Origin of the sequence: Roseovarius sp. W115 (assembly GCF_032842945.2) — a bacterium.
Lineage (GTDB): Bacteria > Pseudomonadota > Alphaproteobacteria > Rhodobacterales > Rhodobacteraceae > Roseovarius > Roseovarius rhodophyticola.
On sequence record NZ_CP146607.1, the window covers coordinates 75,209 to 88,216 of the forward strand.

The following is a 13,008-nucleotide window of genomic DNA, read 5'->3' on the forward strand; positions in this document are numbered from 1 at the left end:
GGACACTTCAAATGACCATGACACCTGATCATGCAAATGCTGCGGCCGTGAAGGCGACACTCGATGACCTCATCAGTGGCGTTTCAGGGCATTCATTTGATGTGCTCGATCGCATCTATCACCGCGACATGCGCACCTACCTCTTGGCGGATGGTGGCGTTCTGATGCAGAATGACAAACTTGGCTTCATGGAGCACGTGAAAAGCGCCATGGCCCAGATGGGCGACCCGAACCCTTGGGCGGAATATCACCTGGTCGAAGCTGATGACACACATGGGCATATCCTGATCAGCCGCAAGAACAACGTCACAAATCGCAAGCAACTGCTGACGTTGAGCATCGACTTCGTGCTTGAGGATGGCCGCTGGCAGATCATTCGCGAAGTCATCATGACCCGAAACGATGATGCCTAACCAACTCCCCTCTCAAAATGTTCACGAGGGAGTCGAGGTTCCCCCTTTCATAAATAGGAAATTGCACATGAGAACTCTTCTACCTTTAGCCTCTTGGGCTATGACCACATCGATTGCACTTGCCGATGAAAATGCCGCCTCAAACCTGAACGCCGTTAATGATCGTTTCAACGAGGCGGCCGCAGCCCACGACGCTCAAGGTCTGATCGAGCTTTACGCTGATGACACGCTCTGGATTGCGCAAGGCGCGCCAGTAACGCAAGGTCTTGAGGGGCCGAGACAGCTCTTTGAATTCGTCACCGCGAACAAGGGAAACGTTACCCATACGCTTGACCACCTTTTCGTGTCAGAGGATGCAACGCTGGCGGTCATGATCGGCTCGGTTGACGCTGTGATCGAAAGTCAGGGCATGGACGCTACGGGTACGTATCTTTTCGTCCTGGAACCTGAGGATGACGGCTGGGAAATCGTCACCGACATGTGGCACCAACACGCACAACAGTAATGGCTCGGATGAGCCAGCCTGAAAGGCCTGGCTCATCCATCATATTCCATAGCAGTGCTTGGAAGAAACAACTCCAACGGCTGCTTAGGTGGACATCTTGAGGTTTGAAAGCCCTCGCTTCCATGTGAATGGTCGCGCGTTGTACTTGGCTCCATAATTGCGCTTGGATCGCGCTATAAATTGACACTACGCCAGTGTTCGGTTTGTCGCGGATCTGAACTAAGTCAAAAGAGCCCGGATTTCTTCTGATGCCTTCGAATTTATGATCTCGTTGAAACGCGCGGTAAATGGTTCAATCTCGTAAATTGAATCAATCTGCCCCAGGACCCTATCGTTTTCATGAAGCACAAGGATCGTCGGATATGCTTGGATCCCCAATTCAGCTGATTGCGCATAACTGGCGGCGACATCCGGGGTGTCCTCCGTGGCACCGGCAATCGCGTCAGTATCGAGCGCAGGGAACCCGTGGGCGGCGCTGATGTCATCGTAGGTTGCCGCGAGATTGACGTCTTTTCCCTCAAGAAAATGTGCATCCTGCAAGATATGGGCAAACTCAAGCGCCCGATCCGGGACCAGTTTTTTCATCTGCAGGATCGCAAGACTTGGCGGCGCAGAGATGCTCAATGGCGCATCTTCTTGCTGCAACATGTCCCGGAACGGCTGACCAATCGCACGGCCGGTCACCCCTGTCATTTTGACCTCAGCTTCGGCAATATAATCTGCCATGTCAGCGTAGCTGCCGACCCGCTCACCTTTGACAAGACCACCTGAGATGACATTGATTTCGATGTCAGGATGAGCTGCGGCAAATGCATCAAGCGTCGGGGTAAACCCAAAACACCATCCGCAGAGGGTGTCATGACCATAGATGAGTTTGATCTTTTTCATTCGTTATTCTCCAATCGTGAAGAAGTTTCAGTTTTTTCAGAGACATTTGCTGGGATGCGGCCACCAACAGACAGCCCCACTGGAAATGGGAGCCGTCTGGATCGCTTGTTTCGGCTACTCGATCCCTCTGGCAGCAAGGAAGGTCTTGATCGTTGAAGCAATGAACGGTCCCTCTTCCTCCAGTGGGAAGTGGCCTGTGTCCAGAAGATGGATCTCAACGTCCGATACGTCTGCGGCGTAGCCTTCCGCTCCCGCAGGCGCGAAGAACGCGTCATTTTGGCCCCATGTCACCAGAACTGGCGGCTGGTGTTCACGGAGGTAGGCCTGCCATGTGGGATAAGCTGCGATGTTGCTGGTGTAGTCCGTCAGGAGGTCCAGTTGCGCCTGATGCTGCCCCGGGCGCGAGACACGCTGAAAGTCCAAAAACCAGTTATCGGGCAGGATACCATCCGGGTTTCGCGTGCCGTGCGTATATTGCCACTTCAGCGCTTCGAGGTTGAACAGGTTCGCCGCGACCTGGGCGTCGACCTCAGGGGTGCGGTTTTCCCAAAGGGCCTGCAGCGGTTCAGACGCAGCCGGGTTCACACCTTCAATGTAGGCATTGCCGTTTTGAACCAACAAAGCCGTCACGCGTTCAGGATGTTCTAATGCGATCCGGAAGCCAACTGGTGCGCCGTAATCGTGTAAGACAAGTGCATATTCGGTGATGCCGCGTTGTTCGATGAACGTGTCCATGGAGTTGGCAAGATTGTCGAAGGTATAGTCAAAGTCGTCCGGCGACGGGAATTCACTGGCCCCGAAGCCAGGATAGTCCGGTGCGATCACGTGGTAGTCCGCGCTCAGGTCCCGCAACAGGTTCCGGTACTGGTGCGATGAGCTGGGAAACCCGTGCAGCATCACAATCGTAGGGTTCGCGGGGTCGCCGGCTTCCCGGTAGAAGATGTCGACGTCATCGACGTCTTCAAAGCCATAGGTTGTCGCGGTGGTCTCAGCATAGGCGGGCAGCGCCAGCGATCCAACCGCGGCGAATGCGGCTGCAAATAGCATTGCGGCACCCTTATGTGCGTCCAATGAGGTTGAGACGCTTTGGGTTTGTTCAGTACGTTTCATAGTTTTTCTCCTGATTGTATGCGGCAGGCGATCGACAGGATCACGCTGCATTACCCATGACCTCAGCCACGGTTTTGATTTTTGGGAAGCCATTCAGCGCCTCTATCCGTGCAAGCCAGGCCCGCACATTCGGGTAATCAGCCAGCGAAATTCCAGTCTCACTGGTCGCGGCGATGTAGCCGTAGTTGGCAATATCCGCGATCGTTGGGGCCGTACCGACAAGCCAGTCATTCTGCGCCAAATGCGGCTCAAAGAGCGTCTTCATCAGCATATGGGTCTTTTCAACGGCCCAATCAAAGTCGATGGGAGCGCCAAAGAACTTTGAGATACGCGCACCGCACGGACCCTCAAAAACTTCCTTTACGCTCGTCGCGAGCCATTCCTGGACCTTGCCAGCAAGCTCGGGATCATTGGGCAGCCAGGACCGGGCAGGATCATACTGAAGGGCCAGATAGGTCAGGATGGCGGTTGAATCGCGCAAGACCACATCGCCGTCCTGAAGGGTGGGCACTTGGCCCAGCGGATTTAGTTTCAAATACTCAGGTTGCTTGTGCGCGCCGCTTTGCAAATCAACGATGACGTTTTCATAATCCAAGCCCAGAAGTGACAGCATGGCGCTCGCCCGATGTGCGTGACCGGAGACGGGATGATCATAAAGTTTCATGTCGTTATCCTTAGGATTTGAAAGCTGTGGAGTGATCCGACACCCATTGAGAGAAGGATGTCAGTTTGATGTTGAAACGGTCTTCGATGGCGCCGGCATCGGTAACGAAGCCCGGTTGGAACTGATCGGGATTGGCCTGAATGCCGCCGTACATGCCGGCGATCATACTTGCGACATGCGGGCTTCCCATCTTGGCCAGATGAGCTTCAAACTCGGCAGCGGGCATCGTTTCAAACGCCAGATGCTGGCCAAGCACATCGCCCATGATCTGCGCAAGATCGTCGCCATCAAGTGCTTCGGGACCGCCGAGGGTGAGCACTTCGTTGGGTAACGCGCCCTTAAGGGCCTTATCAGCGACCCGCCCGAAATCGGCCGCAGCGCCCCACTGCATCTTGAAGGTTGCCGGCGTTGGATAAGGCAATTTAGTTTGCGCAAGACCGGCGGTGGTCCAGGGGCCAAGCAGGTTTTCCATGTAAGTGACGGGGGTCAGACCAAGGAACGAAAACCCGCCCTCTTGCAACGCTCGAAGCAATACAGCCCCTGGATCAGTCGTAGAAGAGGGGTCCATGATCGGACCGCCCGTGTTCCAGACGATTTTCTTGACACCCGTTGTTCTGGCGGCTCTCAGCGCGTTCATGCCATAGGCATTCCGGTCATCATCGGGATCGGTGATCAGCGGCACATGCAAGAAGAGCGCATCCCGCTTGTCACTGGCTTCAATCAGCGCTTCCTGATCCGCCATGTCACCAATAATGGCTTCGACACCAGCGGCTCTCCACCGTTCGGCTCCGGCCTCGGATCGGGTGAAGACACGAACGTCATGCCCGGCATCGACCAGCGCCTGCGTTCCGGCCGCCATCTGCGCGCCGTTGGCGCCAAATGCAAGAATTTTAAGGGCCATGAGGTTAATCCTTTTCTGGAGTGAGGTCTGGATTGACGGGAGAGTGTTCTACAAAGGTCCACCGAAGCGGCGTGGCCTTTGTGGTGCGGCGAACGCCGCTGATTTGGATGCGCAATAGGCGCAGAGCACCGGGGGTTTGGGCAACCTCGTCAGCGTCTTTGATTAGCGAGGCTTTGCCGTGCAGATGCAGCTGGTCACCGGTTTTAAAGTCGACAAAAAGCAGCCCTGCATCAGGGTTCAAAAGTAGGTTGCCGAAGGTGTTGAACAGGTTGTTGCCCCGATAATCCGGTATGGTGATCTGCGACGGGCTGTCCACTGAGACAAATCCTGGCTGGCCGCCGCGATGATTGACGTCGACACCCTCATAAGGTGCGCCTGATCCATCCTGCACGTAGGACGCGATTAGGAACGTGTCTGCGGCTTTGATGAGGGATGTATCGTAGGCGTTGAGTACATCACGCTCTTCGAATTCGCCCCCGGCGATGGGGTGCTCTCGCTCGGATATCTCGCGCAGGTTGATATATTTCGGACAATTACCGTAGCTTTGCACCACAGTAATCGTGACCGAGACGTCATCCAGATCGGTGATTTTGCCATGCATACGGTTGCGCCGCTGATTGGACAGATCCAGCCCCACAACGCCGACCGCCTGCCCCAAATCCAGCGCATCGAATGCAGGTGTTCCGGCACGGTCGCCCGTTTGGATCACCAGCGTTTTGGGACCGGGCGATGAGGCGAACCCCACAGAACCGGTCATGATAGAGGCATGGGGCAAGCCTTTTGCATCCACCGTGCCCAGAAAGATGTATTCAAGCCCCTCAAAAAACGCCCGATGTTGATCCGGCATGAAGTCATTCATCAGGTGCCGGGTCATCACCGCGATTTTCTCGCGATCACCGGTTTGCTCTTGCAAACGCAATTCGCCTTCGTGGAAATGCTCAGGTGTCATCGGAAGCTCCGTTTCAAGAGGAATTATGCGAGGCTTGGCGGGCCGTTCGGGCAATCGATCAGATAGCCCCAGCCGCCGTTCTCCAGCTTCTTGGCCACTTCGGTGGACTGGCCTTCCGCCATGACGGTGCCGTCCGGGGCGACGACGCTCCAGTTTGCGCGCACCAAAGCAATGTCGCCGATGATGACTTCGCTGAACACGTCGCTCTTGATTTCGGGCCGAAGGTCCATGAAACCCTCAAACGCGGCGCGTGCGCCGGCAATTCCGGTGGCTGGCGGCTGATCGGGCGGAAAGAACACCTGACAGTCTGGGTGGAACATGGAGGCGATGCCGTCGAGGTCACCTTCTTGCAGATAAGCACTGACGCAGTGGGCAATCTCACGGGGTTGGTGGGCAATACGTTTGGTCATGGTGTTCACTTTCATTTGGTGTGTGTGGAGGGTGGCAAGTTTAGAAATCAAAGGAGCCAGCGGCTCTCACGTTCTCTGGCAGCCAGGTTTCTTGGATGTGGAGCCAAGTGACCGGCGTCGTCATTTCCATCAGAACCGTCGTGATCCGGGCGTTGTTGGCATTGGCGGAGAGGGTCGCGCCGGTTTGCCATTCAGTGTAAGTTGCCAGCACCAGGTTCTCGCGCTCATAGCGCACATCCACGTCGCGGATCTGAATGCGGAATTCGGAGTTCGATCCGTAGCCGCGTGCAAAACCCTCTTTCAGAACGGCCCCGGTCATCACTTGTCCTTCTGGCGGAATGAAATGCACGTCCTCATGCAGGCGCGACAGGAAACGCGGTTCAAGCTGGTCACGATCTGCAGTGCCGTTGAACCATTCGGTGAAGAAATCATGCAGGTCGACGATTTCTTTTGTGACGATTTCCAAGGTTGTCATCAGTACAGCTCCGGTTAAGGCGTGAAAATTCTGGCCGCGCCATAACAGCGCGACCAAGGGAGGTTTTAGGCAGGACCGTTGTTGTCCAGATCAAGGAACATCTTCCACGCACCGCTCTCGTCGCGTTTGTAGCCCAGCACCAAACGGCCCTCTGGCTTTTTGACTTCGCCGGTCTCGCGCATTTTCATGGTGCCGTAGAAACGGCCGGATACGATTGCGGTGTCGCCGTAGAATTGCAGGTCTTCGATGTCATAGCCGGAGGTGATTTCGGCGGCAGCAATGCGTGGGTTGTACTTGTCACGGATGGCTTGGGTACCGACGGTGACAGGCTGGCGCTCGTTTACGGTCATAACATCGGGGTGGCATGAGGCGACCATCCGTTCGATGTCGCCGCCATCCAGGCCGCTGTTCCATTCATTGATAGCGGCTTCAATTTCTTCACGTTCGGTCATGGTCTTACTCCGATGTTTTAGGTTGGTGGGCGGTGAAAAACTGACCAACGATCATTTCGTCGATCTGGCCGAGGAAGGCTTGCGTGGCCGGGCGCTCCGCAAATTGCGGCGTCACGCGTTTGGCAGTTTCATGATCGGGGAAGGTGAAAATGTCGGCGTAGAGCGTGTCACGCGACTGGTCTGTCGTGACCAGCGTTTCCCAGGACATGACGCCCTCAAGTGCGACAAAGTCAGCCCGCGCGGCCTCGCGGATGGCATCGACATCGTCTCCCTTTTTCATCTTCAGGATGAATATTTCGGTGATCTTGGACATTTCGCTTTCCTTCTGATTACGGCTTGCAATGAAGTTAGGCCATTGCTATCGTAAGGATAACCAAGCAATATCCTAACACAGTGATCGAAAAAACGAACAATGAGCAGAAGCAGTTTTGGAGATATCCGCGTCTTTGTTGAAGTCGCCCGACGAGGTGGCTTTCGTGCTGCTGCAGAACACCTGCAACAGGCGCCTGCATCGGTAAGCGAAGCGATCCAGCGTTTTGAGGACCGGCTTGGTGTGCGCCTGTTTGAAAGATCGACACGATCCGTCGCCTTAACCCCAATCGGCGAACAATTCTATGCGCGCAGCCTTCCAGCCATTGCTGAACTGGAAGGTGCGATGAGCGATCTTGATGATCAAAAGGATGAGGTCAGTGGAACGCTGCGCCTGTCTGCCCCCTACAGCGCAGGGCCGTTTTTTCTGGATGATCTTGTCGCCCGGTTTGCAGCCGCCTACCCCGCCGTCGATATCGAATTGATTTACGATGATAAGAAAGTTGATCTACTGACCTCGGGCATTGATGCTGCCATTCGGTCCAACACATTGCTCGGCCCTGACACGCATGCAGTTGCCGTGGGCCCCGAGCTTTCAATGGCGATCGTTGCCTCAAAGGACTATCTGGCCGCCAAAGGTACACCGATAGAGCCGTGCGACATTCTGGAGCACGATGCGATCTGTTACGCATTTGGCGTCGGCGGCCACCATGCCCCTTGGGGTTTCGTCGGACCAGACGGGCCGTATACCATGCAACCCAAGCCCCGATTGGTCGCAAACGATATGCGGTCCCTATTGCACTATGCCCGCCACGGGCTGGGTCTCGCCTATGTCTACGCAGAGATTGCCGCCCCGTATGTGGCAAATGATGGACTCATTACAGTGCTCGAAAAGCATCTGTCATCCTTACCGCGTTACTCACTGAACTATCGCAGTAAACGTCATATGACGCGACGTCTCAGAGCATTTGTGGATTTGGCGAAAGAGTGCAAGACGCTTCATAGTACGCCGACAAGGATGACAGACGTCTGCGGAGTCAAATCAACCAATCAATCGTAGATCACATCTGATACTGCACTCGCTTTCCAGCGTGGAACTCGCTCGCCGGTGTTCCATTCGTACAGCCATCCAACCAAATCTCCAGTCTCTTTGTCCAGAATACGATTGATGGCGCGTGCGTGAAGCCGCTTTGGGTTCTTACCCGTAGGTCGTGTATTTCGCGGACGAACTGGCACGTTCAAAATGACAGTCGCACTGCCAAGTTTTCCAGAAATGTTGTCACCTTTGGGCATATTTTGTTCCCCAGTTTAAATGATCCACATGAGCAAGAACCCCCGCCTCCGCAGGAATAATCGGCGGGACTCCGCTTCGCGTCTTAGTTGTGATTACTAGAACTGATATTGCACGATAAACTACGCAAAGAGGCGCGAAAGAACGCGAAAAAGGCGCGTAAGATATTGATAAAAAACGGTAGATTCTTTGCGAAACCGCAACAGACAGAGGCGAATTTTAAGCAGCTTTTTGCTCGCTTAGCGGCAGCAGGTGCGGGGCGTCCGGTCGATAGTGACGGCTTCGCAGACGGTCCGTGGACGCCTGAACTGCTCGCAGACGAAATTTCTGCGATTGAGGGGAACGACGACGGCGTGGAACTCCGATCGGTTCAAGTCTGGTTCCAGGACAATGACAATGGTATCAGCGATGCAAATATCCGGTGGCTCGCGCGCGTCTTTGGCTGCGGTGATCCCGAAGCTGCTAGCCAGTGGCAGGCAGAACTGAAGGCTGCAAAAGAGCGATTAGCGAGCGAAAGGCGTGCGAAGAAGCGCCATCGATCTAGTTCTCGCGACAAATTAGATGACCCGAAACGGGCCGCGCGAACTACTGCTCCACAAATTGAAGCGATTATTTCTAACAATGAAATCAATTTGGATGAGCAGCTCTTACTGCAAGCAAAGACGTTTGCTGAAAAATGTGAACGGTTGCTCAGCGGGGCCACTGCGCTAAATTTGCAATTTGGCTATTTGCTCGCGTTCTGCGGGCTGGGCCTTATGAACTATGTTTTTGGGACACTGAGTGTAACTTACAGCCCGCAAGAAGGCCTAGATAAACAAGTCGGGTTCGTCTGGGCCCCCACCCTCACAGTACTTCCGCTCATCACGCTCCCGGCGCTCATTTTCTTCGTGAGCAACATGAACACCTATTGGCGACGCACAGGACGGGCGAAGTGCATCTCTGATCGTGTTATGTCCATCAACCCGAACAGCAACGCCGCATGGTATGCCAAGGTGAACGATTTTTCCTTCTCGTTCTGGGCAATCGCCCTCTTTTCATTCCTTTTTGTGTTTGGGTTTCAGTGGACCGGTATCTATCTGCCCGCCTATCATTCAGGTGACAGTAACGGCGTGCAGATCGACCGATACCTCGTTGCACTTGTAAGGCCGGACGTCATTTCCATTCCGCAAGCCATTGTGCTATCCGCCGTCGGCTATATCTACACCGCGTCCTACATCTCGATCTTCATGTTCGGATTGTTGTTTTCGATTATTGTGACCCTCGATTACGAGGACATTTGCACAACTGCAGAGCTGGAGGGCTCTGTGGTCGATCGCGCGCAGCTCCGTAAAGAGGGCCAGAAGATCGTTTGGGCTGTTTTTCGCGTCGTGGTCTTTGCGCTTTGGCTGGCGACATTGGTCAAGTTGCAGATCACGTATCTTCAATCGGACAGCAAAGACTTTGTGACGTGGCTGCGTGTCGATGCAGCAACTGCTTTTGGTGCGAGCATTCCGCCCAACGGATGGTTAGACAATAGTTCCATCAGCCACTTCACAACCTTCATGATGATGGTGGTGACGGTCACGATTTTCATTGTCTGTGTAATGAAAATGAGAAGTATCTTCAACAGATTGGCGCTGTACGACAGCGACTATCCCTTCACGCGAGACAAGCCGGCGATCACCAGCATGTTCCTGGTGATCATTCTGTTGTCGATAAACCTGGTGCTAGTGGGTCGCCTCAATGGGTTTTCATTGGTGCTCGCAGCGAGTGCGGTTGCGTCGGTGTATGTTCTTGCCGGTCCGAAATTACGAACATTCTAGGTGGGTAAATGGAAGAAGCAAAATTCTATAAAGAGATAGCCGAGGGTCCATCATCTGCGGGCGCTTACTGGATACAAACCGAAGACAAAGTCCGCCTGAGAGTTGGCGCTTATCACAGTCTGGGCGACAGCAAAGGGACGATCCTGCTGATGCTCGGTCGGTTTGGCTACGTAGAACGATATGGCCGCGTGGCGCAGAGTTTCGCAGACAACGGGTTCTCGACAGTCGTTGTAGATTGGAGAAGCCAAGGTCTTTCAGATCGCATGGCGGATGACCCGCAAGCTGGTCACATCCACCACTTCTCGGACTACCAGAAAGACGTGTCCGCGATGATGCAGGTCGTCGAAAACCTGGAGATGCCGAAACCCTACTACCTTGTCGGCGTTTCCATGGGCGCGTGCATCGGGCTCAGATCCATGCTCGATGGTTTGCCAGTGGCCTCAGCTGCGTTCATTTCTCCAATGTGGGGTATCAAAATGTCCGCAGTTCAAAGGATCGCGGCGTGGCCTTTGTCATGGGCGGCAAAGGCAACGGGCCAAGGCCACCGCTATGTGCCGGGCGAAAGTGGAGAGATCTACGTCCTCGAGACGCCTTTCGAGGACAACAACCTGACGCATAACGCTGGCATGTATGACTATTGGGTCGAGCAAGCCAAAAGCGCGCCCGAGTTGCAGATCGGCGGACCAACAATGACATGGTTGTTCGAAGCGCTGTCAGAGTGCCGTAACCTATCCTCCGCTCCCTCCCCAAACATAGCCTGCATCACTTTCTGTGGCGAGCTTGATCGCTTGGTCGACAATGACTCGATCAAAGCGCGCATGGCGAAGTGGCCAAATGGCGAATTTTCGATGATCCGAAACGCCAAACATGACGTTCTGACTGAGATCCCAGAGATTGGCGGCGACGTGATGAGCCAGATCTTTGCGTTCTTCTCAAAAATGGAAATACAAGGACAAACCCATGAAAATGTTTGAAGACGCTGCCCGCAGCCTAGCGGATGGCAAGCCGATCCTTCTCTACGATTTTGACGACAGAGAAGCCGAAACCGACCTCATCTATCTCGCTGAAAATATCGACGAAAGAGCCGTTGCCGATTTGCGCCTGAATGCAGGTGCACCGTTGACCGTCTACATCAGTTGGGACATGGGCCAAGCCCTCGGCTTAGATACATATCTCGACTTCGTGTCCGAGAATGCCGACGCGGACTCAATCTATGGGGCGCTGTCCAAACCCACTCCCGGCTTTGACCCTCGATTTTCCATCACCCTGGATTTCAGGGAGAACAAGACAGGCTGCTCCCATGTGGAGACCGCACGCACAATTCGTGAGCTTTGTGCGTTGCTGAAAAGTGGCGATGCCGAGAAGTTTGCTGAGCTGTTTCGCGCGCCAGGCCACATTCCCCTCATCATTGGCTCAAAAGGGCTTCTGAAAGAGCGCAACGGGCACACAGAACTGATCATGGCCTTTGCGATCAACCAAGGTCTGTTTCCGATGGTTGTCGCGTCCGAGATGATCGATGCCGACTCCGGCCATTCGACGTCTTATGCAGATGCTCGCAAGTATGGTGAAAAGCGCGGCCTTGATTTCATTGGCGGGATTGAGCTCATGGAGGTCTATGGATGACCGACACCTCCACAGCAGAAAAAACTCAAATCCCTGATGTCACCGCTGCAGAACCAATTCCGGCTTCGGCTATGTCCGAAGTGAACCGTTTATTGGGCAACGGGGATCTCTACCGCTACACAACCGCTGAGTCTCCCGTCACGCAGCTTGAGCGTGAGTTCGCCGCAAAGATGGGCAGTCGCTATGCGCTTGCTGTCTCGTCTTGTTCAGCGGCGTTGTTCATATCCTTGAAGGCTCTAGACCTACCACCTGGCGCCAAAGTCCTGATTCCCGCCTTTACCTTTGTGGCTGTGCCCTCGGCAGTGGTCCATGCAGAATGCGTGCCCGTCTTGTGCGAATGTGGTTCGAACTACCGAATAGATTTGGATGATTTCCATCGCAAACTGCCTAGCGTGGATGCCGTTCTGATCAGTCATATGCGGGGCCACACATCCAATATGGATGCCATTATGGCGGCATGTGACGCGGCAGGAATCCCCGTGATCGAAGATGCTGCCCATTCGCTCGGAACGACTTGGGACGGGCGCAAGGTCGGAACGATTGGCAAGATCGGCTGTTTTTCCTTCCAGTCCTACAAGCTTTTGAATTCAGGTGAAGGCGGGATCCTGGTCACCGACGATCCAGACCTGATGGCGCGTGCGATCATGATGCACGGCTCCTACGAAGATAAGTGGCAACACCATGATATCCCGTCTGAGGCTATGGACCGCGTCCAAAACAATCTGCCCATGTTCGGATTACGCTTGAACACACTCTCCGCCGTCCTGATCCGTGCCCAGATCGAGCATTTGGACAGCCGCGTGCTTGATGGTCGTCGCAATCATGATCACGTGGCCAACCGCTTGCGAGCCATCAATTCTGTTGAGGTGCCACCGGCCTACCCCGCCGAGCAGCGCGCTCCAGATTCCTTGCAGTTTAATCTGCCGCATATCTCAGATGACGCACTCGATGCCTTCGTCGCTGGAGCGAACCAGCGCGGTTTGCATATCCAGGTCTTTGGGCGCTCAAAGAACAACTCGCGAGCTTATTGGAATTGGGGTTTTCTGGACGATGTCCCGGATTTCCCCCAAACCCGGGCGATGCTCATGCGGGCCTGTGACCTCCGACTGCCTGCACGGCTATCGTTGGCCGAATGTGATCTCATCGCCGACACACTAATCGCGGTCTTAGAGACGGCAGTCGACACGCATTGATGTCCAAGCCCTTCTGGGTGTGA

General features: G+C 54.6%; 17 protein-coding genes. 7 read left to right on the top strand and 10 right to left on the bottom strand.

Going from position 1 to position 13,008, the window contains the following annotated elements; all coding sequences use genetic code 11:
* Positions 1-11 precede the first annotated feature (11 nt).
* A complete protein-coding gene (locus tag RZS32_RS18765; RefSeq protein WP_317054390.1) occupies positions 12-413 on the top strand; it encodes a hypothetical protein in 402 nt (133 codons plus the stop codon).
* A 67-nt stretch (positions 414-480) separates the two neighbouring features.
* Positions 481-918 (top strand): YybH family protein, encoded by a 438-nt coding sequence (locus RZS32_RS18770; protein ID WP_317054389.1) that lies wholly within the window; start codon positions 481-483, stop codon positions 916-918.
* A 219-nt stretch (positions 919-1,137) separates the two neighbouring features.
* Here the strand turns inward: RZS32_RS18770 and RZS32_RS18775 are convergent, their stop codons facing one another.
* The 9 genes from RZS32_RS18775 to RZS32_RS18815 form a co-directional block, all read right to left on the bottom strand.
* A complete protein-coding gene (locus RZS32_RS18775; protein WP_317054388.1) occupies positions 1,138-1,806 on the bottom strand; it encodes a DsbA family protein in 669 nt (222 codons plus the stop codon).
* Between the two features lie 114 nt (positions 1,807-1,920).
* Positions 1,921-2,916: an alpha/beta fold hydrolase gene (locus RZS32_RS18780; protein ID WP_317054387.1), complete on the bottom strand. Its 996-nt coding sequence runs from the start codon at positions 2,914-2,916 to the stop codon at positions 1,921-1,923.
* Positions 2,917-2,956: 40 nt separating this feature from the next.
* The gene (locus tag RZS32_RS18785) at positions 2,957-3,580 is read right to left on the bottom strand and encodes a glutathione S-transferase family protein (protein ID WP_317054386.1); all 624 of its coding nucleotides are present in this window, start codon (positions 3,578-3,580) and stop codon (positions 2,957-2,959) included.
* A 10-nt stretch (positions 3,581-3,590) separates the two neighbouring features.
* Positions 3,591-4,481, bottom strand: a complete 891-nt coding sequence (locus RZS32_RS18790) for an SDR family oxidoreductase (protein WP_317054385.1) — start codon at positions 4,479-4,481, stop codon at positions 3,591-3,593.
* Positions 4,482-4,485: 4 nt separating this feature from the next.
* Positions 4,486-5,430: a pyridoxamine 5'-phosphate oxidase family protein gene (locus RZS32_RS18795; RefSeq protein WP_317054384.1), complete on the bottom strand. Its 945-nt coding sequence runs from the start codon at positions 5,428-5,430 to the stop codon at positions 4,486-4,488.
* A gap of 23 nt (positions 5,431-5,453) precedes the next feature.
* Complete coding sequence (locus RZS32_RS18800) at positions 5,454-5,840, bottom strand: YybH family protein (protein ID WP_339106919.1); 387 nt, start codon at positions 5,838-5,840, stop codon at positions 5,454-5,456.
* Between the two features lie 40 nt (positions 5,841-5,880).
* Positions 5,881-6,315, bottom strand: a complete 435-nt coding sequence (locus RZS32_RS18805; protein WP_317054382.1) for a hypothetical protein — start codon at positions 6,313-6,315, stop codon at positions 5,881-5,883.
* Between the two features lie 65 nt (positions 6,316-6,380).
* Positions 6,381-6,767, bottom strand: coding sequence for a YybH family protein (locus RZS32_RS18810; RefSeq protein ID WP_317054381.1), 387 nt, complete (start codon positions 6,765-6,767; stop codon positions 6,381-6,383).
* A 4-nt stretch (positions 6,768-6,771) separates the two neighbouring features.
* Positions 6,772-7,080, bottom strand: coding sequence for a hypothetical protein (locus RZS32_RS18815; protein ID WP_317054380.1), 309 nt, complete (start codon positions 7,078-7,080; stop codon positions 6,772-6,774).
* A 99-nt stretch (positions 7,081-7,179) separates the two neighbouring features.
* On the opposite strand from RZS32_RS18815, the gene RZS32_RS18820 reads away from it, so the two are divergent.
* The gene (locus RZS32_RS18820; protein ID WP_317054379.1) at positions 7,180-8,136 is read left to right on the top strand and encodes a LysR family transcriptional regulator; all 957 of its coding nucleotides are present in this window, start codon (positions 7,180-7,182) and stop codon (positions 8,134-8,136) included.
* On the opposite strand, the gene RZS32_RS18825 is transcribed toward RZS32_RS18820, so the two are convergent.
* On the bottom strand, positions 8,127-8,369 hold the full coding sequence (locus RZS32_RS18825) for a hypothetical protein (protein ID WP_317054378.1): 243 nt from the start codon (positions 8,367-8,369) through the stop codon (positions 8,127-8,129). The two genes, RZS32_RS18820 and RZS32_RS18825, sit on opposite strands and share 10 nt — an antisense overlap.
* 108 nt (positions 8,370-8,477) lie before the next feature.
* Between RZS32_RS18825 and RZS32_RS18830 the strand changes: the two genes are divergently transcribed.
* Genes RZS32_RS18830 through RZS32_RS18845 form a run of 4 tightly spaced genes read left to right on the top strand, consistent with a single transcriptional unit; the run spans position 8,478 to position 12,985 of the window.
* On the top strand, positions 8,478-10,169 hold the full coding sequence (locus tag RZS32_RS18830) for an RcgA family putative transporter (RefSeq protein ID WP_317054377.1): 1,692 nt from the start codon (positions 8,478-8,480) through the stop codon (positions 10,167-10,169).
* 8 nt (positions 10,170-10,177) lie between these two features.
* A complete protein-coding gene (locus RZS32_RS18835) occupies positions 10,178-11,143 on the top strand; it encodes an alpha/beta hydrolase (RefSeq protein ID WP_317054376.1) in 966 nt (321 codons plus the stop codon).
* Positions 11,130-11,792, top strand: a complete 663-nt coding sequence (locus RZS32_RS18840; protein WP_317054375.1) for a 3,4-dihydroxy-2-butanone-4-phosphate synthase — start codon at positions 11,130-11,132, stop codon at positions 11,790-11,792. Before RZS32_RS18835 ends, RZS32_RS18840 begins: the two co-directional genes overlap by 14 nt.
* Positions 11,789-12,985 (top strand): DegT/DnrJ/EryC1/StrS family aminotransferase, encoded by a 1,197-nt coding sequence (locus RZS32_RS18845; protein WP_317054374.1) that lies wholly within the window; start codon positions 11,789-11,791, stop codon positions 12,983-12,985. Before RZS32_RS18840 ends, RZS32_RS18845 begins: the two co-directional genes overlap by 4 nt.
* Positions 12,986-13,008: the final 23 nt, after the last annotated feature.

Bases quoted from the DNA above. Each gene is read 5' to 3' on its own strand.
- RZS32_RS18800 (WP_339106919.1), bottom strand. From the start codon at position 5,840: ATGACCAAACGTATTGCCCACCAACCCCGTGAGATTGCCCACTGCGTC.
- RZS32_RS18840 (WP_317054375.1), top strand. From the start codon at position 11,130: ATGAAAATGTTTGAAGACGCTGCCCGCAGCCTAGCGGATGGCAAGCCG.
- RZS32_RS18815 (WP_317054380.1), bottom strand. From the start codon at position 7,080: ATGTCCAAGATCACCGAAATATTCATCCTGAAGATGAAAAAGGGAGAC.
- RZS32_RS18765 (WP_317054390.1), top strand. From the start codon at position 12: ATGACCATGACACCTGATCATGCAAATGCTGCGGCCGTGAAGGCGACA.
- RZS32_RS18835 (WP_317054376.1), top strand. From the start codon at position 10,178: ATGGAAGAAGCAAAATTCTATAAAGAGATAGCCGAGGGTCCATCATCT.
- RZS32_RS18780 (WP_317054387.1), bottom strand. From the start codon at position 2,916: ATGAAACGTACTGAACAAACCCAAAGCGTCTCAACCTCATTGGACGCA.
- RZS32_RS18795 (WP_317054384.1), bottom strand. From the start codon at position 5,430: ATGACACCTGAGCATTTCCACGAAGGCGAATTGCGTTTGCAAGAGCAA.
- RZS32_RS18785 (WP_317054386.1), bottom strand. From the start codon at position 3,580: ATGAAACTTTATGATCATCCCGTCTCCGGTCACGCACATCGGGCGAGC.
- RZS32_RS18845 (WP_317054374.1), top strand. From the start codon at position 11,789: ATGACCGACACCTCCACAGCAGAAAAAACTCAAATCCCTGATGTCACC.
- RZS32_RS18825 (WP_317054378.1), bottom strand. From the start codon at position 8,369: ATGCCCAAAGGTGACAACATTTCTGGAAAACTTGGCAGTGCGACTGTC.
- RZS32_RS18775 (WP_317054388.1), bottom strand. From the start codon at position 1,806: ATGAAAAAGATCAAACTCATCTATGGTCATGACACCCTCTGCGGATGG.
- RZS32_RS18805 (WP_317054382.1), bottom strand. From the start codon at position 6,315: ATGACAACCTTGGAAATCGTCACAAAAGAAATCGTCGACCTGCATGAT.
- RZS32_RS18770 (WP_317054389.1), top strand. From the start codon at position 481: ATGAGAACTCTTCTACCTTTAGCCTCTTGGGCTATGACCACATCGATT.
- RZS32_RS18790 (WP_317054385.1), bottom strand. From the start codon at position 4,481: ATGGCCCTTAAAATTCTTGCATTTGGCGCCAACGGCGCGCAGATGGCG.
- RZS32_RS18810 (WP_317054381.1), bottom strand. From the start codon at position 6,767: ATGACCGAACGTGAAGAAATTGAAGCCGCTATCAATGAATGGAACAGC.
- RZS32_RS18820 (WP_317054379.1), top strand. From the start codon at position 7,180: ATGAGCAGAAGCAGTTTTGGAGATATCCGCGTCTTTGTTGAAGTCGCC.